Below are 23931 nucleotides of genomic sequence, written 5' to 3' on the forward strand. Positions count from 1 at the left end.
GCGCAGATGGCGCAATTCGATCGAGGTGGATAGCGGCGCAGCCATCCGCGCTCCGATGCCTTAGGTCAACGCAATAATACTAACGTCGCCGTGAGGGGCGAATTCGTCAACCTTAGTTCCGTAGTGGGTTATCCGCGCCAACACGCCGAGATGCGACTGAGCGCGAAGCAGTATCCGCCCGTCCAAAACCGGCTTAAAAACCGGCTTAACTCCAAAAATTAAGCCGGTAGACAGCACCCCGAAGGGGTTAAAATCTCAGTATTTTCAATGAGATGGAATGGCGCGCCCGAAGAGATTCGAACTCCTGACCCCCAGATTCGTAGTCTGGTGCTCTATCCAGCTGAGCTACGGGCGCCCTGTGCGCGGCCTTCCGGCCGCCGCCTCGTGAGAGTGTGTCTCACGAGAGCGACCGCTACCTACTTCGTTCCTCGGGACATTGCAACATGCTCGTCACGGAAGTTCGACGCGCCTGTGGATGACAGGAGTCAGTCCGGACGATCGTGAATTTCGAGGGGCAGGTTCGCCGTCGCGGCCGCGCCGCGGCCATCGCGGATCTCGACGAAGAGGCGGTAGTGGCCGATGGGCAGGCCGGAGACGACAGCGCCGTCGAGGTCGCCTGATTTCAGCCCTTCCGGATGGGCGGGAGGAACCACTTCCGGGTCGCCGCCGACCGAGCGGGCGGTGCTTTCCTCGCGAATGCTCCAGTGCGCCGCCAACGGGTCGCCGTCCGGATCGACCGCCTTTATCCTCACCTCGCCCGTGCTGCCCAGCCGCCAGGAGCCGAAGGGCGCGCTCTCGTTTCCGGCCACCACAAGGGTCGCGATGCGCGGGGCATGGTTGCCGCCGGGCGCTTGGCCACCCCAGTTTTCCGCCATTGATTCAAGGGCTTCCGTCCACTCCCCGGTTGTCAGGAACAGGCTGTGCCAGCTCGGCGTCACCTCCTGCTTCTGGCCCCAGAGAAAGGGGAAGGGGCCGGCACCACCCGCCTTCAGCGCGGCGAGGTAGCGGCGCAGCTGGATGGCTTTCTGCGTCGAGGAGGGCTCGAACGGGGCCCCCCACGGCGTGGTGGCGGCCTGCCACTGGCCGAGGGCGCCCATTTCGGTGACGAGGAGCGGTGCGGTCCAGCCGGCCTGCCGGGCCCGCGCCGGCAGGGAAAGCAGGGCGTCGCCGTAGGAATTCACGCCGAGAACCTGGATGCTGGGCGCGGCGGCCTTCAGCCGCGCCACCTTGCCCTCGCCCAGCTCGGCCAGCACGGCGAGGGTGGGGTGGGCGGGATCGAGCCGGCGGACCAGCGCCGCGACGCGCTCCACCTCCGGCCAAACCTTTGAATCATCAGCGAGATCGACCTCGACCTCGTTGCCGATGCCCCACATCAGCAGGGCGGGGTGATCGCGGTATTTTTCCACCGTGGCTCGAAATTCGGCGAGCTGGCGTTCCACAAAGGCGGGGTCGGCGTAGTCGGCGCCGAGCCTGGGGTGGCTAAGCCACAGGCCGGCAATGACTTTCAGCCCCGCCTTCTGCGCGGCGTCGAGGATCGGGCCGGGGTCGCCGCCATAGGTGCGGATGGTGGTGGCGCCGAGGCCGGCGAGGAGATCCAGCCGGCCCGCGCCGGCGGCGCCGCGGACCTCGAAAACCTCATTGTTCACAAGGATATGGCTTCCCTCCACGCGCACCTCGGCGGTCGCCGCGGGCGTGCTCGCGGGGGGCGGCGGCGCGGCTTGCGGACCTGCCGCCGTGGCCGTGCCCGGCGCCCCGGCGGCCGCCGCGGGGGACGGTAGGATGAGTGCGGTGAGGTGGACGATGAGGCCGATCATGGCGGCGAATCCGGTCACACGGCGCTGCCGTCCATCCACCCCCATCGCACCCACTCCCTTCGCACCCCCGCCCATCCCGCTCACCCCTGCGAGCGCAGCGCGCGGTGGGCGTCGAGGTCGAGCGGGCGGTCGGGGATGACAATGCGGAAGGTGGCGCCGATGGTGCCCGGCACCAGCGTCACCTCGCCGCCATGGGCGCGCATCAGCTCGCCGGCGATGGCGAGGCCGAGCCCGGTGCCGCCGCGGCGGGTGGAGCTCTGGAACGGCTTGAACAGGTGCTCGCGCGCCCGCGCCGGCACGCCCGGCCCGGTGTCGGCGACCTCGATGACGACGGTGGCGCCCTCGCGCCGGCCGGTGATGCGGAGCTGGTCGCGGGCGGGGTCGGCGGGGCCGCGGGCGGTCATCGCCTCCACCGCGTTGCGGGAGAGGTTCAGCAGCACGCGGAAGAGCTGGTCGGGGTCGGCGTCGACCTCCAGCCCCCGCTCCACCGAGGCGACCCAGCCGATGCCCGCGCCCTCTTCCGTGCCGAGGCCGAGCTGGTCGCGCACCTCGCTCACCAGCGGGGCGAGCTCCACCCGGCGGCGCTGGGGCGGCGGCTCCTGGGCCCGGCCATAGGCGAGGGTGTGCTCGCAATAGGCGATGGCGCGGTCGAGCGCGGCCACCAGCTTGGGGGCGAAGCGCTGCACCGCGGGGTCGGACAGCGAGGTGAGCCGGTCGGAGATGAGCTGGGCGGAGGCCAGCAGGTTGCGCAGATCGTGGTTGATCTTCGACACCGCGAGGCCGAGCGCGGCGAGGTGGTTCTGCTGCTGCAGCGTATCGACGATCTGCCGCTGCATGGTGGCGAATTCCCGCTCGGCCTGGCCGATCTCGTCGCTGCGCCGGGTGGGGCCGAGCGGGATCGGCGTCGTCTCCGGCGATTGCCGGAAGGCGATCATCCGCGCGGTGAGGCGGCGCATGGGGGCGACGAACATCCAGGCGAGGCCGAGATAGACCAGCGCCCCGGTCAGCGCCGTCACCGCCAGCGAGATGAGCATGAGGTTGCGGGAGAAGCGCAGCATCGCCTTGCGCAGCGGGGTCTCCTCCAGCACGATCTCGACGAAGCCGCCGCCGCGCGGCGGGGTACCCACCACGCGGATGATGCGCCCGTCGCCCGCCGCCAGCGTGTCGACCGCCTCGGTCACCGCCTCGATGGGCCCGACATCGCGGATGTCGGCGTGGTGGTCCACCTCGGGCGGCATGTCGGAGGAGGCGAGCAGGCGCCGCGTGTTCTCCCGCTTCAGCGCCACCGTGATGGCGCCGACGCTGTTCAGCAGCTCGCGGGTCAGCTCGGGCGGGATCATGCCCTCGGGGGCGGCGTCCATCACCAGCGCCGCGGTGCGCGCGCCGGCCAGCCGGTCGGAGAGCCAGTTGAGCCGGAAGGCGGCCACCGCCGGCACCATGATCAGCACCTCGGCCAGCACCACGAAGGCGAGGGTGAAGGCCAGCAGCTTGCCGGAAAGGCCCAGCCGGAGGCGCCCGCGCCCGGCGCCCGGCGCCGCCGCGTTCTCCCCCCCGGCCTCAGGCCGCTCTCCCGGCCTCGGCCGGCCGGCACCCTCGTCAGTCACGCGCCATTCCCCGTCCGTCCCCGAGATGGGAATCGAAAACGTGATCCGCCACCCAGCGACCACGGCTTGACGGCACGATGAAGGCACGCGGGCGGCGCGAAGGGGATACGCGGGGAGGGGGCGGGTGGATGGGGGGATCGTCATGCGGCGCAACTCGACGCCGTCACTGCTCATAAAACTCACCCAGAATGGATGACCGCTGAAAGTACGTTGAAGCCCGTGGCGCTAGACGGCCACTCAACCACAGATCGTGGATTGTGTGGATAGCCAGTAAGGCTACCTCCTCCCCTTGTTGCCAATTTGTTCTTTTCCTGCACGATGTGATCTCTTGTCCGGTCCAAAACGCCCAACCCACAAAGGCCTAGGGCATCAATTCAGAGCGGGAGAATATCATTGGGCGAGATGATCAGTTTCATCGGAGGCTCCTACGAAATTTGCGGGACCATAGACGACCGTTTGATAGTAAAAATCTATCGAAATGGAAGCCATGAGCCTATGTATCAAATATGGACCTTTGAACAACGCCAAGAATTTGATTTAAAACAGAAATCAAGACGAAATCACTATTATGATAGGCATATTTTAGAATATCGTAACTTTAGAATAATGGAAAAACGAATTAATGGACAAAAATATTCTGATATCGCGCAAGAATTTGGTATCTCAACTTCGAGAGTTATGGACATCTTCATGAAGAAGATGCGAGGAAGGGAGTAGAAAAATATCTTCAAATATTATAATATGTCTGATTCAATTAACTCGAAAACGCCGTCTTACATGCGTTTTACAATGAATGAAATCGATAATTTTCGTTCGATTTATGGCAGAGGAAGGCCTTATTTAAATCGCATGTCGACCCTTATATGGGTCGATATTTTCGCCATGAATGCAACTTATGGCATTGATCCATTTAAAATACTAATGGAAATTGATGGATTGGAAGGATTGGCATCAGGTTCGCGAACAAAGAAGCCTTCTCAATTTAAATTTCCTCCGCTGAAGGGGCTTTGGCACAAGCATTTTTTTGATTCGCGTTTTATAGCAAAAAACATAACGTCTGCTCTTGGTGAAAAGAGATTAAAAGATATAGTCGATATATGGATTAAGGAAAATAAAGATAAAACAATTACTCAAGAAATTGTTGCCAAGCTTGCCCATGAAGTGACGCATGGTGTTTTCGATAGGCGCTCTGCCGAGGGGCGCTTGACCGGCGAGTGGATAATTTATGCCGAGAATGAAGGAAGAAATTTCTATTTAACATGCAAGCCGCATTCGAGTGATGATCGAATTATTTTTGAAGAAATTTCCTATCATTGTGCGCAAGACTTTCCTGATCTTCTGACGTGGATCCGCGATGCGGAGCGGCGCCTGTCGCGGTAGATGGCGGAGCGGCGCCTGTCGCGGTAGATGAAAGCCGCGTCTGCGACTTTGCCGCATTGTTTCGGCCTACTTAGCTAGAACCGGGCTCGCCGGAGCAGCGGCCCCCCTAGCCCTCCTCGGCCATTGCCCCACCCACATTGACTCCACCCGCTCCCGCCCCTATAAGCCGGCTCCAACCTTGGCCGCACGTCGACCGGGGCCCCCCGCTTTGCGCAACGGCGTCGCGACAGGTTCGCGGCCAGTCCACGGCCGGGGTGGCGTCCGGAGGTGGGTGGCGAAACCTGAACAGCGGAGTATGCACCGTGAAGCGCACCTATCAACCCAGCAAGCTCGTGCGCGCCCGCCGTCATGGCTTCCGCGCGCGCATGGCCACCCGGAACGGCCGCAAGATCATTGCCGCCCGCCGGGCCCATGGCCGCAAGCGCCTCTCGGCCTGATCCACGATAAGGCGCGGCTGCCGGAAAGGGCGACGCCCCGGTGACGAGGAGCAGCGCCCTTATGGACCGCCTGGTGAAGCGCCGGGATTTCGTCGCCGCCGCGGCCGCCCTGCGCGCCAATGCCGGCCCCCTGCTGCTGCAGGGCCGCAACCGAAACGACGCGGGGCCGGTGCGCATCGGCCTCACCGTCACCAAGAAGCACGGCAATGCGGTGGAGCGTAACCGCATGCGCCGCCGCCTGCGCGCCGCGGTGCGCGAGGCCCTCCCGCGTGCCGGCCAGCCCGGCTTCGATTATGTCATCGTCGCCCGGCGCGGCGTCATATCGGCGCGGTTCGACGACCTTATTCAAGACATAGAGCGTGGCGTAACCCGCCTTCATTCGGGAAGTCGGCGCCGGCGTGCTCCGCAGGGGCACCCGCCCGCTGCCGCACCCGCGCGCGCCGTCGGAGAAGCCGTCGATGACCAATGAAAACCGCAACATGATCCTGGCGATCGTGCTGTCGATGCTGGTGCTGATCGCGTTCCAGTATTTCTCCGGCATCCCGCAGATGGAGAAGCAGCGGCAGATCGCCCAGCAGCAGCAGACGCTGCAGCAGGGCACCGCCAACGCCCCCACCGCCGAACCCGGCGCCCCGCCGGCCCCCGGCACCGCCGCCCCGGCGCCCACCCAGGCCGCCGCCACCGCGCTCACCCGCGAGCAGGCCCTCGCCCTCTCGCCCCGCGCCCCCATCGACACCCCGCGCGTGACCGGCTCGGTCTCGCTGAAGGGCGGGCGCATCGACGACCTCTCGCTGAAGGACTACCGCGAGACGGTGAAGCCCGACAGCCCGATCATCATCCTGCTGTCGCCCTCCGGCGGGCCGAACCCGTTCTATTCCGAATTCGGCTGGGTCGGCGGCGCCGGCTCCACCGTGAAGCTGCCCGCCGCCGACACGGTGTGGAGCGTCGCCGACGGCGCCCGCCTCACCCCCGACACCCCGCTGGTGCTGAGCTGGGACAATGGCGAGGGCCTCGCCTTCCGCCGCACCATCTCGGTCGACCGCAACTACATGTTCCATGTGAAGGACGAGGTGCAGAACACCGGCTCCGCGCCGGCGACGCTGCACCCCTTCGCGCTGGTCTCGCGCCACGGCACCCCCCACACGCTCGGCTACTACATCCTCCACGAGGGGCTGATCGGCGTCACCTCCGAGGGCGGCCTGCACGAGATCAAGTACAAGGACATCGCGGAGAAGAAGACCGAGACCTTCCCCTCCACCGGCGGCTGGCTCGGCATCACCGACAAGTACTGGGCCGCCACCGTCATTCCCGACCAGCAGGCCAAGGTGCAGGCCCGCTTCTCCGCCGCCACCGTCGGCAGCGAGGTGAGCTACCAGACCGACTGGCTCGGCGACGCCGTCACCGTCGCCCCGGGCGGCAGCGCCTCCAGCGACGGCCGCCTGTTCGCCGGCGCCAAGGAGGTGCGGGTGGTCGACGGCTACGACCGCGACCTCGGCATCGACCGCTTCGACCTGCTGATCGACTGGGGCTGGTTCTATTTCATCACCAAGCCGCTGTTCCTGCTGATCGACTGGATCTACAAGGGCGTCGGCAATTTCGGCGTGGCGATCCTCATCGTCACCGTGATGCTGAAGACCCTGTTCTTCCCGCTGGCGAACAAGAGCTACGCCTCAATGGCCAAGATGAAGGCCATCCAGCCGGAAATCCAGGCCCTGCGCGAGCGCTTCGGCGACGACCGCGTCCGGCTCCAGCAGGAGATGATGGAGATCTACAAGAAGGAGAAGATCAACCCGGTCGCGGGCTGCCTTCCCATCGTGATCCAGATCCCGGTCTTCTTCGCCCTCTACAAGACCCTGTTCGTGACCATCGAGATGCGGCACGCGCCGTTCTTCGGCTGGATCCACGATCTCTCCGCGCCCGACCCCACCACCATCTTCAACCTGTTCGGCCTCATTCCGTGGGACCCCTCGCAGGTGCCGGTGATCGGCCATTTCCTGATGCTCGGCGTGTGGCCGATCATCATGGGCTGCACCATGTGGGCGCAGATGAAGCTGAACCCGGCCCCGCCGGACCCGACCCAGAAGGCGATCTTCGACTGGATGCCGCTGATCTTCACCTTCATGCTCGGCTCCTTCGCGGTCGGCCTCGTCATCTACTGGGCGTGGAACAACACCCTGTCGGTGATCCAGCAGTCCATCATCATGCGCCGCCATGGCGTGAAGGTGGAGCTGTGGTCCAACCTCAAGGACCTGTTCCGCCGCGGCAAGAAGGCCTGACGTGGGCGAGGGCGCGGACATTCCCGGCGGGCCCGGGAGCGAGGCGGGCGAGGGCTTCTACACCCCGGCGGAGGTCGAGGCCGGCCGCCGCCTCTTCGCCGGCGAGTGGAACTTCGTCTCCGCCGCCCCCACGGTCGAGGTGCTGCCGCCCATGCGCGGCATCGAGATCGCGCTGGCGGGGCGCTCCAATGTCGGCAAGTCGAGCCTCGTCAACGCCCTCACCGGGCGGCGGGCGCTGGCCCGCACCTCGGTCACGCCGGGGCGGACCCAGGAGCTGATCTTCTTCACGCTGGGGCCCCAGCTCACCCTGGTGGACATGCCGGGCTACGGCTTCGCCAAGGCGCCCAAGGAGAAGGTGGACGCCTGGACCGCGACCATCCACGCCTATCTCCGCGGCCGGGCCAATCTCGCCCGGGTCTTCGTGCTGATCGATTCCCGCCACGGGCTGAAGCCGATCGACCTCGGCGTGCTCGACGGGCTCGACAAGGCCGCGGTGTCCTATGCGGTGGTGCTCACCAAGGCCGACCAGCTCGGCAAGGCCGAGCGCGCCGCCCGCATCGCCGAGACCGAGGCGGCGCTGCTGCGGCGCCCGGCGGCCTTCCCCCACGTCTTCCCGACCTCCAGCCGCGACGGCGACGGCATCGCCGAGCTGCGGGCCGGCGTGGTGCGGCTGATGGTGGAGCGCGGCATGATGGCGCTCGACTGAGGCGGCTCCTGCTCCCGGCGACGAGGCCGGGCCGTTCGTCCCCGTTCGCGCCGTCAGCCCCGTTCGCGTCACACAGGATGTCGTGCGACGCTCGAGCGAAAGCTACACCGCATCGGTCATGCCCGGTGACGATCCAAATGCGCTCAGGGAAAAGGCAATAAAGCTCCGCAGGCGTGGCGTCATGCGTCGGTCGCGTTGGTAGAGAAGCCACATGGGTCGTTCACCCAGCCGCCAATCCGGGAAGAGCCGAACCAGACAGCCGGCCTCGAGATCGCGTTTCACGAGGAGTTCGGGCTGCATGACGATGCCAAGACCTGCACGCGCCGCGGCACGGACGGCCTGACCACTGTTGACGGTGATCATCCGTGGAGGTGTAATCGCTCTTTCGTCGTCCTCCCTCGCAAATGTCCATGGCGACCGCGCCGACGGGGTGAAGGCGATGGTGTCGTGGCCGGCCAGCTCGTCGGGATGCATCGGCATGCCACGGCGGGCGAGATAGTCGGGCGCGGCGCAGACCGCCATGCGGTAAGGAGCCAAGGGTCTGGCAATCAGCGCGCTGTCCTGCATCACGCCAATGCGGAAGGCGATATCGAACCCTTCTTCGACCAGATCGACATTGCGATCGGACAAGGCAATATCGAGTTCCACGTCGGGCGCGGACAGTCGGTAGCCGCCGAGCGCCGGCATCAGTGCTTCCGCGCCGAAGGTGGTGGGTGCCGTGATGCGCAATCGACCCTTCAGGCGCGTCTGCTGAAGCTCGGCGGCCTCTTCGGCCAGCGCAATGCGGTCCAGAATGTCGCGACACTGCTCGACATAGCTTGCGCCGAAATCCGTCAGGCTTTGCCGCCGGGTGGTGCGATTCAGGAGGCGTGTTCCAAGGCGTTCTTCCAGCGCCGCGATCTGCTGCCCGACCATGGCCGGAGATTGCCCGAGGACGGCCGAGGCTGCGCTCATCGAGCCGGCCTGCACCGTCGCGACGAAGGCCTGCATGCAGCGCACGACGTCCATTCAATGATATTCCCGTATAATAATCCAATTTTTGCGCCGATTATCACGGCGGTTGTCGCCAATTACAACTCCCGGAACGTCGTCCCTGGAGGAGTTGGATATGACGCTCACGCGATTTTCGGGAAAAACGGTCGTTATAACGGGTGCGGGAACCGGCATGGGGCGCGCGGCTGCGATCCGCCTCTCCAGGGAGGGGGCACGATGCGTTCTCGTCGGCCGGCGTCAGGCTCCGCTCGATGAGGTTGCCGCCGAGATCGTCGCCCAAGGCGGCTCCACCCTGGCCATTGCCTGCGACATCGCCAACGCCGCCGACGTCGAGGCCATGATGCGGCAGGCCGCGGGCGAGAACGGTCGCATCGCTGGTCTCTTTGCAAATGCGGGCGTGCTGGGCATGTTCAAGCCTCTCGCCGAGACGGAGACTGCGGACTTCGAGGGTCTCGTCAGCACCAACCTGTTGGGCACCTTCCTCACGATCAAGCACGCCTTGCCACATCTTCAAGGTGGCGCCGTCGTCATCAACGCCTCATGGACCGTCAACAGCGTCATGCCCGGCGCGGGAGCCTATGCGGCGACCAAGGGGGCGTTGATCGCCATGATGCACACGCTCGCCATGGAGCAGGGTGCCCGCAACGTCCGCATCAACAGCATCAGTCCCGGCATCATCCTGACCCCGATGGCCGACGAGGTTCTGGACCCGGCACTCTCCGCCCGGCTCGCCGCTCACGCTCCGCTGGGACGAAACGGAACACCTGACGACATCGCCGGCACCGTCGCCTGGCTGCTCTCCGACGATGCCGGGTTCGTCACGGGGCAGGATATCGCGATCGACGGCGGCTTCACACTTGGAGGGCCGCGCCTGTGAGCGAGGGCACGGAGAACGTCGGAAGGCGATAGCGTAGACATCGCTCCTGTCTTCACCCGGCGCAGCGCGGCTGGCGGCGCCGGAGAGCCCATGCGCAAACGGCCGGTCCCGTGCGGGACCGGCCGTTTGTCGTGACGGGATGACGAAAGCGAAGGCGGCGCCCTCAGGCGGCGTTCGAGGCGGCGGTGCCGGTGAGCAGGTTGAGCAGGGCCTGGGGATCGCGGGTCGCGCGGATCTTGCCGGCGGTTTCCTGGTCGCGCAGCAGCCGCGCCACCCGGGCCAGCGCCTTGAGGTGGTCGGCGCCGGCGGCCTCGGGCGCCAGCAGCAGGAACACCAGATCGACCGGCTCGCCGTCCAGCGCCTCGAAGTCGATCGGCTTCTCCAGCCGGGCGAACATGCCGAACAGCCGCTCCATCTTCGGCAGCTTGCCGTGCGGGATGGCGATGCCGTGGCCGACGCCGGTGGAGCCGAGCCGCTCGCGCTGGTTCAGCGTCTCGAAGATCTCGCGCTCGTCGCGCCGGAGGAGATCGGCGGCCCGGGAGGCAAGCTCCTGGAGAGCCTGCTTCTTGCTGGCGGCCCGCAGCGAGGGGATCACGGCCGGCAGCGTGAGAAGGTCGATCAGCGCCATAGGGTCTGTCCGGGTGTGGCAGCGGTGGCCGGGCCGGCGAAGCCGCCGGCCGCCGCAGGTTCGTGGCCGGCCGCGGCGACGCGGGCCGGGCGTGGCGTGACGTATCGGGGCGTGGCGTGTCCGGGCATCCGCGTCGACACCGGGCTGGACGGGGCGCCGGGCATCCCGCCACGCGGCATGTGCCCGCCACGCGCCATGTGCCGGCGACGCGGCATGTGCCGGCTACGCGGCATGTGCCGGCCACGCGCGATGTCGCGCGCGGAACCGCGCGCGACGGGGCGAAGGGCTCGGGAGAGCGCGCGGCGGGTCAATGCACGCCGTCCGCCACCGGCTGCGCCGGCGGGTCCACCCAGCCGACATGGCCGTCGGCACGCCGATACACCACATTGATGCGGCCATGGCCGGCATGGCGGAACACCAGCACCGCGGCGCCGGTGAAATCCAGCTCCAGCACCGCGTCGCTGACCGCGAGGGTCGGCAGGCCGGTGGTGGCCTCGGCGACGACGGTGGGGCACCAGGCGTCGGCGACGACCTCTTCCTCCAGCTCGGACACGGAGAACACCGTGACCGCCGCCAGCTCCGCCGGCTCGACGCTGGCATGGCCATTGGCCGGGCGGCGGCGGACGCGGTTCTTGTAGCGGCGCAGCCGGGTCTCGATCCGCTCCACCGCGGCATCGGCGCTGGCATAGGGGTCCTGGGCGTCGCCATGCGCCTGCAGGATGGTCCCGCTGTCGAGGTGCAGCGAGCAGTCGGACCGGTAGCCCGAACCCTCGCGGGCCACGGTCACATGACCGGACCACCCGCCGTCGAAATATTTGCCAAGGGCGTCAGCAATGCGGTCGGAAACCCGTTGCCGCAAAACCTCGCCCACGTCCAGATTCTTACCCGAAACGCGCAGCGGCATCGTGACTAGTCCCTTAAATGGACAGGACACGGCGTGGCCTCGATCGCGACCCCGTCACGCCCCGTCCGAAACCCCCAACTTGCCCGGCCGGCGCCTTTAAGAGCTAGGAGTCTTCCCCGGACCTGTCAATCGGAACCGGAAGGCGGCACCGGGGCACCGCGGCTCAGTTTCCGCCGAGGGCGGCCTGCTTTTCGCGCCGGCGCTGCACGGAGGACGGAATCCGCATCGCCTCACGGTATTTGGCAACCGTTCGGCGGGCGATGTCGATGCCGGCCTCGCGCAAGCGCTGCACCAGCGTGTCGTCCGACAGCACGTCGCTGGGGCTCTCCGCGTCGATCATCTGCTTGATGCGGAAGCGCACCGATTCGGCCGAATGCGCCTCGCCGCCATCCGAGGAGGAAATGGAGGACGAGAAGAAATACTTCATCTCGAAGATTCCGCGCGGCGTCGCCATGTATTTGTTGGAGGTCACGCGGGAGACGGTGGATTCGTGCATGCCGATGGCGTCGGCCACCATGCGCAGGTTCAGCGGCCGCAGATGCTGCACGCCGAGGGTGAGGAAGCCGTCCTGCTGGCGCACGATCTCGGTGGCGACCTTGAGGATGGTGCGGGCGCGCTGGTCGAGCGAGCGGGTCAGCCAGGTCGCGGTCTGCATGCAGTCGGTGAGGAAGGCCTTTTCCCGGTCGTTGCGGGTGGTCTTGGAGACGCGGGAATAATAGGCCTGGTTCACCAGCACCCTCGGCAGGGTGTCGGAGTTCAGCTCGATGAACCAGCTGCCGTCCTGCGCCGGGCGCACGAACACGTCGGGCACGATGGGCTGCACCACGCCGGTGCCGAAGCTGAGGCCGGGCTTGGGGTTGAGGCGGCGGATTTCCGCCACCATCTCGGCGAGGTCTTCCTCGTCGACCCCGCAGATGCGGCGAAGCTGGTTGAAGTCGCGCTTGGCCAGCAGGTCGAGATGCTGCAGCAGCGCCGCCATGGCGGGATCGTAGCGGTTGCGCTCGCGAAGCTGGATGGCGAGGCATTCCGCCAGCGAGCGGGCGCCGATGCCCGGCGGGTCGAAGGTGTGGATCACCTCCAGCACGCCCTCGATGGTCGGGGTGAGGGCGCCCAGCTTCTCGGCGATGCTCTCCACATCGGCGGTGAGATAGCCGGCATCGTCAATGAGGTCGATCAGGTGGTGGCCGATCAGCCGGGCGACGGGGTCGGAGACCGCGAGGGTGAGCTGGCGTTCCAGATGGTCGGCCAGCGTGGTCTCCGAGGAGACGAAGGCTTCGAGATTGTAGCTGTCGTCGTCGCGCCCGCCGGAGCCGCCGCCGGACCATTCGGCATAGCCGCCGCCGTCGCCGCCCGGGCCGGCCGGCACGCTGTCGCGGCCGGCATCGTCGGGGAAGACGTTTTCCAGCCCGGTGTCGAGCCGGTCCTCGATGGCGCTGCGGCTGGTTTCCAGCCGGTCCTCCATCCAGTCGGCGGCGCGCATCTCGCCGTCACCCGCCCGCGGCTCCTCGCCGCCGTCGCGGTCCGCCATCTCGCCGCCGGCGGCGTCGGCCGGCGCGGCTTCCGGCTCGCTCTGCCGCTCCAGCAGCGGGTTGCGCTCCAGCTCGGCCTCGACATAGGCGACCAGATCGAGATTGGAGAGCTGCAGCAGCTTGATGGCCTGCATCAGCTGCGGCGTCATCACCAGAGACTGGGTCTGGCGGAACTCCATCCGCGGGCTCAGCGACATGGCCGGTCTCCATGCCGCGGGGCCGCGGGGGCGTTGCAGGCGGGCGTGCGGGCGTCGGCGCGCGGGCTCACAGCCGGAACTCCTCGCCGAGATAGAGCCGGCGCACGTCGGGATTGGCGACGATCTCGTCCGGCAGGCCCTCCATCAGCACCGCGCCGGAATGGATGATGTAGGCCCGGTCGATCAGCCCCAGCGTCTCGCGCACATTGTGGTCGGTGATCAGCACGCCGATGCCGCGCTGGGTGAGGTGGCGCACCAGCATCTGGATGTCGCCGACCGCGATCGGGTCGATGCCGGCGAAGGGCTCGTCCAGCAGCATGAAGGTCGGCCGGCTGGCCAGCGCCCGGGCGATCTCCACGCGCCGCCGCTCGCCGCCGGAGAGGGCGATGGCGGGCGACTTGCGCACATGGGTGACGCGGAACTCCTCCAGCAGGCTGTCGAGTTGCTCCTCCCGGCGGGCGCGGACGGGCTCCACCACCTCGAGAATCGCGCGGATGTTGTTCTCGACCGACAGGCCGCGGAAGATCGAGGCCTCCTGCGGGAGATAGCCGACGCCGAGCCGGGCGCGGCGGTACATCGGCAGGTGGGTGACGTCGTGGCCGTCCAGCGTGATGCGCCCGGCATCGGCCTTCACCAGCCCGGTGATCATGTAGAAGATGGTGGTCTTGCCCGCGCCGTTCGGGCCGAGCAGGCCGACCGCCTCGCCCCGGCGCACATTGAGCGCGGCGTCGCGCACCACCTTGCGACCGCCATAGCTCTTGGCGAGGCCGGTGGCGGCCAGCACACCCTCGCCCTGGCCGGGCGCCGCCTCGTCCGCGCGGGCGCGGCTGGCGGACGGGCTGGATGGGACCTGACGGGCGCCGACGTCGCCGCCGAAGCCGGCCGACGCCATGGCGAGCGACGCGGCCGGGCGGAGCTCGCGGCCGAAGAACGGGAACAGCCTCACACGCACCCTCCGTGGTGAAAAGCACCACTCCAAGGGTGATAGCCCGTCGCGGCGACGCTGGCAAATAGCGATGATGCAAATACCGGGCCGAGGTGGCGGCAAAGGCCCCCGGCGCCTCCCGCCACCGGCTGGCCCGGCGGCCGGAGGCGGTGCGGCAGGTGCCGCCGCCGGGTCATCCTCGGGGGCCGGAGCCTCTCGCCGGAGGCGATGTGCCGCCGCCGGAAACCCGCCGCCGGAAACCTTGCCGCCGATGCGCCGGCGCGGCGCCCCGGGCGGGCGGTGTCAGGCGAGTCGCGCCGGCCCGGGGTTCAGGGCTTCGGCTTGGCCGGCGTCGCGCCGGGCTCGGCGCCTTCCTTCATGCTGTTGGGCACGATCAGGCTCTGGATGCGGCCGCCCTCGAAGCGCGAGGTACCGGAGACCAGATCCACCGTCAGCTTGCGGCCGCGGATGACGTTCGGGCCCTGGGTCAGCACCACCGGCTTGCCGGTGAGGGTGATGATGTTGGTCTTGGCCTCGAACACGCCCTGGTCGCCGGTCGCGCTCTGCTCCTTGGTGGTGACCACCACGCCGCCATTCATCTCCAGCCGGCGGATCGAGGAGGAGCCCATCGGGCCGCCCGCCTCGGCGCTGCCGGCCGTGGTGGCGGGCTGGGCCGGCGGCGGGCCGCCATTGGCGCCCGGCTTCACCGCGGGCCGGGCGGCGGCTTCCGCCGCCGGTGCGGCGCCAGCGGCCTCGGCCGGGTTCTTGCCGTCGTAGAACACCACCAGCTCGTTGCAGCGCAGCGTGGTGTCGCCCTGGGTCACAACGACATTGCCGGTGAACACCGCGGCCTTGTCCTTGTCGCGCACCTCCAGCTCGTTGGCGTCGATGCGGATCGGCTGGTCGCGGTTGGTGGTGAAGCCCTGCAGGGCGTTGGGCACGTTGTTGGTCTGCGCGGCGGCGGGGGACGCCGCGGCGAGGGCGACGGCGAGGCCGACCGCAACGGCAACGCCGGCCGCGAGGGCCGGCGCCGGTGCCACGGCAGGACGCGGCAGGGCGGCGCGGGCAGGGCCGGGCGGGAGGCGGCGGGTGCGGACGGGTGCAATCAGCTTCATGATGATGTTTTAGCCGGGCGCGCGGCGGGCTTCAATGCGGGAAAGGCGTTCGGCGGGACGGCTTTCGGCAGGCAAGCATCTGGCGGGCAGGCATCTGGCCGCACGTCGTCCGGCGCCGCGCCGCGGAAGAGCCTTGGGGGCGGGACGTGCGGCGTGCCCCGGGTGGGGTGCCCCGGGTGGGGTGCTGCCCCCCGCGCCCGCGCTCACGGCGCCCGCTGGGGCGGCAGCGGCGCGGTCACCGGCATGCGCTCGGCAGGGCTGGCGCTGTCCGCGGCGGGTCCGCTCTCGGCGAGGGTGGTCGGGCGCGCGGCCGCCGTGGCGCCGTCGCCGGGCAGCGCCGCGCGCGGCGTCGGCCGCGGCGTGGCCGTGCCGGTGGCGTCGCTGCGGGAGCCGGGTGCGCCCGCTGCCGCGCCGCCGGAACCGGTTCCCTCCGGGGCGGGGGCGGCGCCCTCCGCCGGGTCGGCGGCCTCGAGCGGCTCCTCCGGCGGCGGCTTGTTCAGGCCGCGGGCCTCGCGCTCGGCCTGGTCGGTCGGGGGCATCCTGAACACCAGCGTGACATGGCCGGTGAGCAGGGCGCGGGCGTCCTTCTGCGAGACTTCCAGCGTGTCGGCGGTGAGCTTGCCGTCGAGATAGGTCAGCTCCACCGGCTGGCGCGACACCATGGTGCCGGCCTTCATGTCGATCTCGGCTTCGGCGAGCTTGCCGCCATAGCCGGTGCTGGTGTCGAAATGCACGCCGTCCGAGAGCCGCATCTGCTGGCTCTTGGTGTTGTACTGCCCGGCCCTGGACTGCAGCCGGGCCCAGCCCTTGTCCGCCATTTCGAGACGGGCATTGATCTCGCTGAGGTCGATCTGGTCGGGGTTGGTCAGGTCCTGCGAGGCCGAGATGGCCGAGACATTGTAGCCGCGGTTGTCGGCGGTGAAGCCGGACAGCTTGGGCAGGTCCATCACCACCCGGCTGCCGCGCAGCGACACCCGGCCCAGCTCGAAGGGCAGGTTGGCGGCAAGGCCCAGCGGCTCCAGATAGATGAAGGCCCCGGCCACCAGCGCGGTGAGGACGACGCCGAGCGGCAGGCCGACGCGCAGCAGCCGCACCCGGCGGCTATGCCGGGCCGCGGCGCGAAAGCCGGCGGCGCTGTCGGTGTGGCGCGCGGCGAACTCCAGCGAGGCCGCGCCGTCGAGGCTCTGACGTGGTGAAACGTGCCGGTTCATGATCCCCTGTGTGCCACGCCCCGATTAGCCCCGTTCCAACATGCGGTCATCCGCGCCTGCGTGCAAGCCGGCGCGCGCAACCCTGCCGTGCCTTTCGGTCACGAATGGGCGAATATATCCTGTTCCGGCCAGCCGGCGAGGTCCAGCTCGGCGCGGGCGGGCAGGAACTCGAAGCAGGCGCGGGCGAGAGGCCCTCGGCCTTCCCGCTCCAGCATGGCGGCGAGCTTCGCCTGCAGCGCGTGCAGATACAGCACGTCGGAGGCGGCATACTGAAGCTGCGCGTCGGACAGATCGGCCGCGGCCCAGTCCGAGCTCTGCTGCTGCTTCGAGAGGTCGAGTCCGAGAAGCTCGCGCACCAGCTCCTTCAGCCCGTGGCGGTCGGTGTAGGTGCGCACCAGCTTCGAGGCGATCTTGGTGCACCACACCGGGCGTACCTCGATACCGAAGGTCTTCTTCAGCACCGCCACATCGAATCGGGCGAAGTGGAACAGCTTGGTGCTGTCCGGGTCGGCCAGCAGGCGTTCCAGGTTCGGCGCGCTGCCCGGGCCGGCGCCGCGGGGAATCTGCACCACGTCGGCCGAGCCGTCGCCGGGCGAGAGCTGCACCACGCACAGCCGGTCGCGATGGGGGTTGAGCCCCAGCGTCTCCGTGTCGATGGCGACGAAGGGCGCGAGGCTCGGGGCATAGCGGGCAAGATCGGGCAGATCGCCCCGGTGCAGGCGGATGGTCATGGCGGGCCAGACTTTCGTGAAGTCGGGCTGTGTAGCACCACCGCGCCGGGGGGACAACGGGAGGGGCGGAGCGGGCAGGGCCCGAGCGCGACAGGGCAGGGAGCGGCGGGGCAGGGAGGGGCGGGGCTTGCCTGCCGTCGCCGACTCACAGCGCCGCGTCCACCGCCAGCGCCGCGAACAGCAGCAGGCCGGCATCGCGGTTGGAGCGGAACAGCGCGAGGCAGGCGGCGGGGTCGTCGATGTCGAGCCGGGCGATCTGCCGGGCGAGATGGCCGGCGAACAGCGCGAGCCCGGCGAAGCCCACCGGCCCCGCCCCGGCCTGCCACAGGCCGAGCGCCATCAGCGCCGCCGCGCCGGCATAGATCGGCACCAGCCAGCGCCGGGTCGCCCCGGCGAACAGCCGGGCGGAGGACTTCACCCCGATCAGCACGTCGTCCTCGCGGTCCTGATGGGCGTAGATGGTGTCGTAGCCGACCACCCACAGCACCGCGCCGGCATACAGCAGCAGCGCCGCCGCCGGCAGCGCCTGCAGCAGGGCGGCGAACCCCATCAGCGCGCCCCAGGAGAAGGCGAGGCCGAGCACGAGCTGGGGAATCCAGATGATGCGCTTCATGAGCGGGTAGATCGCCACCACGCCGAGCGAGGCCACCGCGACGACCTGCGCGAAGAGCGGCAGCGCCAGCAACACGCCGAGCCCCACCAGGCATTGCGCCAGCAGGAAGGCGAAGGCCTGCCGCGCGCTGACCTGGCCAGAGGGAATCGGCCGCTGGCGGGTGCGCTCCACCCGGCCGTCGATGTCGCGGTCGAGAATGTCGTTCCAGGTGCAGCCGGCCCCGCGCATCGCCACCGCGCCGAGGGCGAACAGGCCGATGAGGCCGAGCGCGTGGCCGCTCCACCCGGTGCCGGCCATCCGCACCGCCAGCGCCACCGACCAGCCGCAGGGAATGAGAAGCAGCCAGCTGCCGATCGGCCGGTCGGCGCGGGCGAGGCGCAGATAGGGCCGCAGCGCCGCCGGGGCGTAGCGGTCCACCCAGTTGCCGGTGGCGTCGGCGGGCGGGGCCACCGGCGCGGCATGGGCCGCGGCGGCCGTTCCCTCGGCGGGGGGACGCGGGGTCATGCGAGGGCGCCGCGCGTCAGCGCAGGGCGCTGCCGCCCAGCGTGTCGAACACCCCGCCGGGCTCGCTGCTGCGCACGGGCGGAAGGGCGGAGGGCAGGCCGAGGCCGGAGGAGAGCTGGCCCTGCGGCGGCGGGCCGCCGCCACCCCCGCCCGCGCCGGGGCCGCCCTCGGCGATCTTGCACACCTTGTCGCGGGTGGCGCCCATGCTGCCGGCGCTGGCCTTCAGCTTCTTCAGGATGTCGTCCGGCACGCCGCACTCCGCCTTGTTCTTGCGGAGATAGCTGTAGAACGTCTCCTGCGCGCTGACGAAGCGGCGGAACAGCGGGCACAGCTCGGTGGGCGGGCGCTTGCGGTCGGCGGCGGATTTCAGGGTCTTGCCGCGGGTGTCGAGCTCGCTGCGCAGCTTCTCGATGTTGTCGCCGCATTCGGCGCCGGCCGGGGCCGGGCCGCCGGGGCCGGGACCCATCGGCATCGCCATGTCCGGCGGCGGCGCGGTGGCCTCCAGCGGGCCGGAAGGGGCCGGCGTAATCTCGATGGTGCCGCGGCTCGGCGCGGCGGCGGCGGGGGCGGTCGAGCCGCTGCTGCCGGAGCTGGGGTTGCTGCCGGAGCTGGCGCTGCTGTCGGTGGAGCCGTCGCCGCCGGCCGTGCCGATCCATTGCGCCGCCGCCGGCGCCGGGGCGAGCGCGAGGCCAAGAAGGCCGGCAAGAGCCGCCGAGCGGGCGAGAGCCGCGCCGCGCCGGAGCGCGCTGGTCGCGCCGGGCTGCCCCAGAAGGGCGCCGCCGCGCCGGACGGCGCCGCGCGACCGCGGCCGGCTGTGAACTGCCTGCTTCATCTGCTCAGGATCGCCCCGCTCTCTTTACGCAAGGGTGATACAGAGGCCACAAGGATTGGGCAATATCACGGCAGAATCGAACGGAGACCGCGATTGGCAGCGGGTGAGGGTGAGGGTGACGGCCGGCGGCCGTCGGGCGGCGACGAGGGCGAGGCGTATGACTTCCGGGCGCAGCGGCTCTATGTCGAGGCGGCGCTGGCGGAAGGCGCCGAGGTGCGGCTCGACCGCGACCGCGCCCATTACGTCGCCGATGTGATCCGGCTCGGCGCCGGCGAGGCGCTGCACCTCTTCAACGGCCGCGACGGCGAATGGCGCGCGGTGCGCCAGGCCGCCGGCCGCCGCGAGGTGGTGCTGCTGTGCGAGGCGCGGCTGCGCCGGCAGGGCGCGCCCGCCGATCTCGACTATGTCTTCGCCCCGCTGAAGCACGCCCGGCTCGACTACATGGTGCAGAAGGCGGTGGAGATGGGCGCCGGCCGGCTGGTGCCGGTGCTCACCCGCCATACCCAGGCGAGCCGGGTCAACACCGAGCGCATGCGCGCCAATGTGGTGGAGGCGGCCGAGCAGTGCGGCATCCTCGCCGTGCCGCCGGTGCTGGAGCCGGTGCCGCTGGAGCGCTGGCTCGCCGCGCTGGAGCCGGCGCGCCGGCTGGTGTTCTGTGACGAGGCGGCGGCGCCCGCCGCAGGGCTGGCCGCGCTCGCCGAGGCGGTGCGCGGGCCGCTCGCGGTGCTGGTCGGCCCGGAGGGCGGCTTCGCCGAGGCCGAGCGCCGCATGCTCCACGCCCGCCCCGGCGCCATCGTGCTGTCGCTGGGCCCGCGCGTGCTGCGGGCCGACACCGCGGCGGTGGCGGCGCTGGCGCTGGTGGAGGCCGCGCGCGCCGTCCCGCCGTCCCCGGCCGGCTGAGTCTTCCCCGCCCCCGCCCCCGCGCGCCCTTGCCCCGCGCGCGCCGCGCGGCCTCTGCCGGCGGAACCGCGCCCGCGGCGCGGCGTTACCGAGCTGCCGCCGTCCCGGCGGGCGGGGCGGCACGGGGGCCTGTATCACATCGGACATGTTGCGGCGCTAAGCGGGGCGCCGGGAATGTTCCCGGTGGAGTCCACCGGCGCCGGCACGCGCCGGGGTCGAGGTCGCGGGGAGTTTCGATGACAGACGCGTACCGCATGGGCATCGAGGAAGAGTATTTCGTCGTCGACGCCGAGACCAAGAGCGTGCTGCGGCGCATGCCGGCCACCTTCATGGACCGCGCCCGCGCCGCGCTCGGCGAATCGGTCTCGGGCGAGCTGCTGCAGTCCCAGATCGAGGTGATGACCCGCCCGCACGAATCGGCCGACGCCGCGCGGGAGGAGCTGCGCGGCCTGCGGCGGGCGCTGGGGCAGGTGGCGGCCGACCACGGCCTCGCCTTCTTCGCCGCCGGCACCCACCCCACCGCCTCGTGGCAGGGCGGCAAGCGCACCCCGACCCACCGCTATGACGGGCTGATGCACGACCTGCAGATGCTGGGCGAGCGCAACATGCTGTGCGGCATGCATGTGCATGTCGAGCTGCCGGACCCGGACCTGCGCATCGACGTGATGCGGCGCATCCTGCCCTTTCTCCCGGTCTTCGTCGCGCTGGCCACCTCCTCGCCGTTCTGGGAATCGAAGCGCACCGGGCTGATGGGCTATCGCCTCGCCGCCTATGACGAGCTGCCCCGCACCGGCCTGCCCGAACTGTTCGAGAGCGCGCGGGCCTATGAGGACTATATCCAGGCGCTGGTCGCCGCCCGCGCCATCCGCGATTCCAGCTATGTCTGGTGGGTCATCCGGCCGTCCGAGAAGCACCCGACGCTGGAGCTGCGGGCCCCGGACAGCTGCACCCGGGTGGAGGATTCCATCGCCATCGCCGCGCTGTACCGCGCCCTCGTCCGCCATCTCGTGCGGGAGCCGCGGCTGAACGCCGGGGTCGACGCGGTCGACCGCGCCATCGCCGCCGAGAACAAGTGGCGCGCCCAGCGCTACGGCATCCATGGCAGCTTCGTCGACCGCGCGGCGCGGCAGGCGGTGCCGGTGGCCGAGACCGTCGAGCGGCTGATGGCGATGGTGGCGCCGGACGCCGAGGCGCTCGGCTGCCTCGGCGAGATGGCGCAGATCCGCGCCATTCTGGAAGGCGGCACCAGCGCCGATGTCCAGATCGCGGTCTACCAGGAGGCCGCCCACCGCACCGGCAGCCGCGACGAGGCGCTGCGCGCGGTGAAGACCTGGCTCGCCCACGCCTCCGCGCAATAGCCCGAACGCCTGCCGCCGGGGCCTGCACATTGCGTCGCCCGACGTGGTGTGTATGGTCGCGCGCCTATCACGATGCGCCGGCAGAAGCCGGCCGGAGTTCCCATGGCGCGCGACCAGATCGACCCTCACACCATCGAGAGCCGCGACGACCTCGTCGCCTGGCTGGAAGCGGGAAACAAGGAAGCCGCGCGTTTCCGAATCGGGACCGAGCACGAAAAATTTCCCTTCACCCTCAAGGGGCACGATCCGGTTCCCTATGAGGGGCCGACCGGCATCCGCGCCCTGCTGGAGGGCATGCGGGCGCTGAGCGGCTGGGAGCCGATCATGGAGGGCGAGACCATCATCGGGCTCGCCGACAATGTCGGGGGCGGGGCGATCTCGCTGGAGCCGGGCGGGCAGTTCGAGCTGTCCGGCGCCCCGCTGGCCTCGATCCACGAGACCTGCGCCGAGGTGAACGCCCATCTGGAGCAGGTGCGCGAGGTGGCGACCCCGCTCGGGCTCGGCTTCCTCGGCCTCGGCATGAGCCCGAAATGGAGCCGGGCGCAGACGCCGGTGATGCCCAAGGGGCGCTACCGCATCATGGCCGGCTACATGCCCAGGGTCGGCACGCTCGGCCTCGACATGATGTTCCGCACCTGCACCGTGCAGGTGAATCTCGACTTCGCCTCGGAAGCGGACATGGTGAGGAAGCTGCGGGTGGGGCTGGCGCTGCAGCCCATCGCCACCGCGCTTTTCGCCAATTCGCCCTTCACCGAGGGCCGGCCCAACGGCTTCCTCTCCTTCCGCTCGGAGATCTGGCGCGACACCGACAATGCCCGTGCCGGCATGCTGCCCTTCGCCTTCGAGGCGGGCATGGGCTTCGAGCGCTATGTCGACTACGCCCTCGACGTGCCGATGTATTTCATCAAGCGCGGCGACACCTATCTCGACGTCGCCGGCTCCTCCTTCCGCGACCTGCTGGCGGGCCGCCACCCGGCGGTGCCGGGGGAGCGGGCGACGGTGTCCGACTGGGCCAACCACCTCTCCACCATCTTCCCGGAGGTGCGGCTGAAGCGCTATCTGGAGATGCGCGGCGCCGATGCCGGCTCGTGGTCGAAGCTGTGCGCGCTGCCGGCGCTGTGGACCGGCCTCCTCTACGACTCCGCCAGCCTCGACGCGGCGTGGGAACTGGCGAAGGGCTGGAGCGCGGAGGAGCGCCAGGCGCTGCGCGACGCGGTGCCGAAGCAGGGCTTCGCCGCCACCATCGCCGGCCGCAGCGTGCTGGAGGTCGCCCGCGACGTGGTGGCCGTGGCCCGCGCCGGCCTCGCCCGCCGCGACATCCGCGACAGCCAGGGCCGCGACGAGACCCGCTTCCTCGTCACGCTGGAGGACAGCCTCGCCCGCGGCAAGACGCCGGCCGAATGCCTGCTGGACCGCTACAACGGCGCCTGGGCCGGCTCGGTGGAGCCGGTCTTCACCGAAGACGCCTATTGAGCCGGGCCGGCGGCGGGCTCACTCCGCCGCGCGGGCATCCGAGATGTTGTCGAGGCCCTGGATGACGTGCTGGGCCAGCGCGTCCGCCAGCGCCGAGGGCTCGTGCCGGTTGCGCAGCAGGCCGATGCGGCAGGGCGCCAGCGCGGGGAAGCCGTCGGACGGGCCGAGCACCCGCATGCCGGGGCGCAGGCCGGATTCCGGCAGCACCGAGATGGCGAGCCCGGAGAGCACCGCCGCCGACACCGCCGTGCTGTTGGAGGAGGTGTAGAGGATGCGGAACGGCTTGCCGATGCTCTGCAGCCGCTCGATCGCCTCCTGACGCCACTGGCAGGTCTGCCGGCCGAGCGCCAGCGGAATCGGCGCCTCGATATGGGCGGCGTGCCGGGAGGAGCCGACCCAGAGCAGCTGTTCGCGGCGGATCAGCTCGGTTTCACGGTGATGGGTATCGCAATCGGTGATGATGGCGAGGTCCAGATCACCGGTGTCGATGCGGTCTATCAAATCGTGTGATGGATCGCACACCACCGTCAGCTCGACATGGGGGTGGGTGTTGGAGAACCGCGCCATGATCTCCGGCAGGTAGCGGTCGGCATAATCGTCCGGCACGCCGAGCCGGACCCGGCCGGACAGTTCGGCATTGGCCAGGCTCGCCAGCGCTTCCATGTTCAGCTTGACGATGCGGCGGGCATAATCCAGCAGCCGCTCACCCTCTTCGGTCAGTTTCGAGGCGCGGCCGTCGCGTGCAAAGATGGGCTTGCCCACCCGCTCCTCCAGCCGCTTCATCTGCATCGACACCGCCGACTGGGTCTTGTGGACCACCTCGGAAGCCTTTGTGAAGCTGCCGCTTTCGGCGATGGCCATGAATGTTCTTAATTGGTCGATGTCGAGCAGCACCGTCATCGGGGTGTCATCCTGTCATCAGTC

At 69.4% G+C, this 23931-nt stretch carries 22 protein-coding genes and 1 tRNA gene; 9 read left to right on the forward strand and 14 right to left on the reverse strand.

Features of this window, described 5'->3' with window-relative positions; all coding sequences use genetic code 11:
* Positions 1–278: 278 nt before the first annotated feature.
* The 3 genes from KHC27_RS15700 to KHC27_RS15710 form a co-directional block, all read right to left on the reverse strand.
* Positions 279–355: transfer RNA gene (locus KHC27_RS15700), tRNA-Arg, on the reverse strand.
* Positions 356–485: 130 nt separating this feature from the next.
* Entirely contained in the window at positions 486–1814 is a 1329-nt protein-coding gene (locus KHC27_RS15705; protein ID WP_246519994.1) for a glycoside hydrolase 5 family protein, read from the reverse strand.
* An 80-nt stretch (positions 1815–1894) separates the two neighbouring features.
* Positions 1895–3418, reverse strand: coding sequence for an ATP-binding protein (locus KHC27_RS15710; RefSeq protein ID WP_425514888.1), 1524 nt, complete (start codon positions 3416–3418; stop codon positions 1895–1897).
* A gap of 789 nt (positions 3419–4207) precedes the next feature.
* Here KHC27_RS15710 and KHC27_RS15715 point away from each other — a divergent pair.
* The 5 genes from KHC27_RS15715 (at position 4208) to yihA (ending at position 8217) form a co-directional block, all read left to right on the forward strand.
* Positions 4208–4798 carry a hypothetical protein gene (locus tag KHC27_RS15715; protein WP_213340340.1) on the forward strand — a complete coding sequence of 197 codons (591 nt, stop codon included), beginning with the start codon at positions 4208–4210 and terminating at the stop codon, positions 4796–4798.
* Positions 4799–5100: 302 nt separating this feature from the next.
* Complete coding sequence (gene rpmH, locus KHC27_RS15720; RefSeq protein ID WP_213340341.1) at positions 5101–5235, forward strand: 50S ribosomal protein L34; 135 nt, start codon at positions 5101–5103, stop codon at positions 5233–5235.
* A 61-nt stretch (positions 5236–5296) separates the two neighbouring features.
* Complete coding sequence (gene rnpA / locus KHC27_RS15725; RefSeq protein WP_213340342.1) at positions 5297–5704, forward strand: ribonuclease P protein component; 408 nt, start codon at positions 5297–5299, stop codon at positions 5702–5704.
* Entirely contained in the window at positions 5694–7511 is a 1818-nt protein-coding gene (yidC, locus tag KHC27_RS15730; protein WP_213340343.1) for a membrane protein insertase YidC, read from the forward strand. The genes rnpA and yidC overlap by 11 nt, the downstream gene beginning before the upstream one ends.
* A gap of 19 nt (positions 7512–7530) precedes the next feature.
* The gene (gene yihA, locus KHC27_RS15735; protein WP_213340450.1) at positions 7531–8217 is read left to right on the forward strand and encodes a ribosome biogenesis GTP-binding protein YihA/YsxC; all 687 of its coding nucleotides are present in this window, start codon (positions 7531–7533) and stop codon (positions 8215–8217) included.
* Between the two features lie 102 nt (positions 8218–8319).
* Here the strand turns inward: yihA and KHC27_RS15740 are convergent, their stop codons facing one another.
* On the reverse strand, positions 8320–9225 hold the full coding sequence (locus KHC27_RS15740; protein ID WP_213340344.1) for a LysR family transcriptional regulator: 906 nt from the start codon (positions 9223–9225) through the stop codon (positions 8320–8322).
* A gap of 100 nt (positions 9226–9325) precedes the next feature.
* Between KHC27_RS15740 and KHC27_RS15745 the strand changes: the two genes are divergently transcribed.
* Positions 9326–10087, forward strand: coding sequence for an SDR family NAD(P)-dependent oxidoreductase (locus tag KHC27_RS15745; RefSeq protein ID WP_213340345.1), 762 nt, complete (start codon positions 9326–9328; stop codon positions 10085–10087).
* Positions 10088–10250: 163 nt separating this feature from the next.
* On the opposite strand, the gene KHC27_RS15750 is transcribed toward KHC27_RS15745, so the two are convergent.
* From KHC27_RS15750 to KHC27_RS15790, 9 genes are all read right to left on the reverse strand, one after another.
* Positions 10251–10715, reverse strand: coding sequence for a PTS sugar transporter subunit IIA (locus KHC27_RS15750; protein ID WP_213340346.1), 465 nt, complete (start codon positions 10713–10715; stop codon positions 10251–10253).
* A 307-nt stretch (positions 10716–11022) separates the two neighbouring features.
* Complete coding sequence (hpf, locus tag KHC27_RS15755) at positions 11023–11619, reverse strand: ribosome hibernation-promoting factor, HPF/YfiA family (RefSeq protein ID WP_213340347.1); 597 nt, start codon at positions 11617–11619, stop codon at positions 11023–11025.
* Positions 11620–11782: 163 nt separating this feature from the next.
* Entirely contained in the window at positions 11783–13345 is a 1563-nt protein-coding gene (gene rpoN, locus KHC27_RS15760; protein WP_213340348.1) for an RNA polymerase factor sigma-54, read from the reverse strand.
* Between the two features lie 67 nt (positions 13346–13412).
* Positions 13413–14237, reverse strand: coding sequence for an LPS export ABC transporter ATP-binding protein (gene lptB, locus KHC27_RS15765; RefSeq protein ID WP_246520008.1), 825 nt, complete (start codon positions 14235–14237; stop codon positions 13413–13415).
* A 362-nt stretch (positions 14238–14599) separates the two neighbouring features.
* The gene (locus KHC27_RS15770; RefSeq protein ID WP_213340349.1) at positions 14600–15385 is read right to left on the reverse strand and encodes an LptA/OstA family protein; all 786 of its coding nucleotides are present in this window, start codon (positions 15383–15385) and stop codon (positions 14600–14602) included.
* Positions 15386–15588: 203 nt separating this feature from the next.
* Positions 15589–16596: an LPS export ABC transporter periplasmic protein LptC gene (gene lptC / locus KHC27_RS15775; RefSeq protein ID WP_246519995.1), complete on the reverse strand. Its 1008-nt coding sequence runs from the start codon at positions 16594–16596 to the stop codon at positions 15589–15591.
* 98 nt (positions 16597–16694) lie between these two features.
* Positions 16695–17327, reverse strand: coding sequence for a ribonuclease D (locus KHC27_RS15780; protein ID WP_213340350.1), 633 nt, complete (start codon positions 17325–17327; stop codon positions 16695–16697).
* A 145-nt stretch (positions 17328–17472) separates the two neighbouring features.
* A complete protein-coding gene (gene ubiA / locus KHC27_RS15785) occupies positions 17473–18444 on the reverse strand; it encodes a 4-hydroxybenzoate octaprenyltransferase (RefSeq protein WP_213340351.1) in 972 nt (323 codons plus the stop codon).
* A 16-nt stretch (positions 18445–18460) separates the two neighbouring features.
* Positions 18461–19276, reverse strand: coding sequence for a hypothetical protein (locus KHC27_RS15790; protein ID WP_213340352.1), 816 nt, complete (start codon positions 19274–19276; stop codon positions 18461–18463).
* Between the two features lie 93 nt (positions 19277–19369).
* Here KHC27_RS15790 and KHC27_RS15795 point away from each other — a divergent pair, with 93 nt between their 5' ends.
* The 3 genes from KHC27_RS15795 (at position 19370) to KHC27_RS15805 (ending at position 23007) form a co-directional block, all read left to right on the forward strand.
* Positions 19370–20176, forward strand: a complete 807-nt coding sequence (locus KHC27_RS15795) for a 16S rRNA (uracil(1498)-N(3))-methyltransferase (protein ID WP_213340353.1) — start codon at positions 19370–19372, stop codon at positions 20174–20176.
* Positions 20177–20412: 236 nt separating this feature from the next.
* A complete protein-coding gene (locus KHC27_RS15800) occupies positions 20413–21534 on the forward strand; it encodes a carboxylate-amine ligase (protein ID WP_213340354.1) in 1122 nt (373 codons plus the stop codon).
* A gap of 102 nt (positions 21535–21636) precedes the next feature.
* Positions 21637–23007, forward strand: coding sequence for a glutamate--cysteine ligase (locus tag KHC27_RS15805; RefSeq protein WP_213340355.1), 1371 nt, complete (start codon positions 21637–21639; stop codon positions 23005–23007).
* 18 nt (positions 23008–23025) lie between these two features.
* Here the strand turns inward: KHC27_RS15805 and KHC27_RS15810 are convergent, their stop codons facing one another.
* Positions 23026–23907 carry a LysR substrate-binding domain-containing protein gene (locus KHC27_RS15810; RefSeq protein WP_213340356.1) on the reverse strand — a complete coding sequence of 294 codons (882 nt, stop codon included), beginning with the start codon at positions 23905–23907 and terminating at the stop codon, positions 23026–23028.
* Positions 23908–23931 lie beyond the last annotated feature (24 nt).

It is taken from the genome of Ancylobacter lacus (genome assembly GCF_018390635.1).
GTDB lineage: Bacteria > Pseudomonadota > Alphaproteobacteria > Rhizobiales > Xanthobacteraceae > Ancylobacter > Ancylobacter lacus.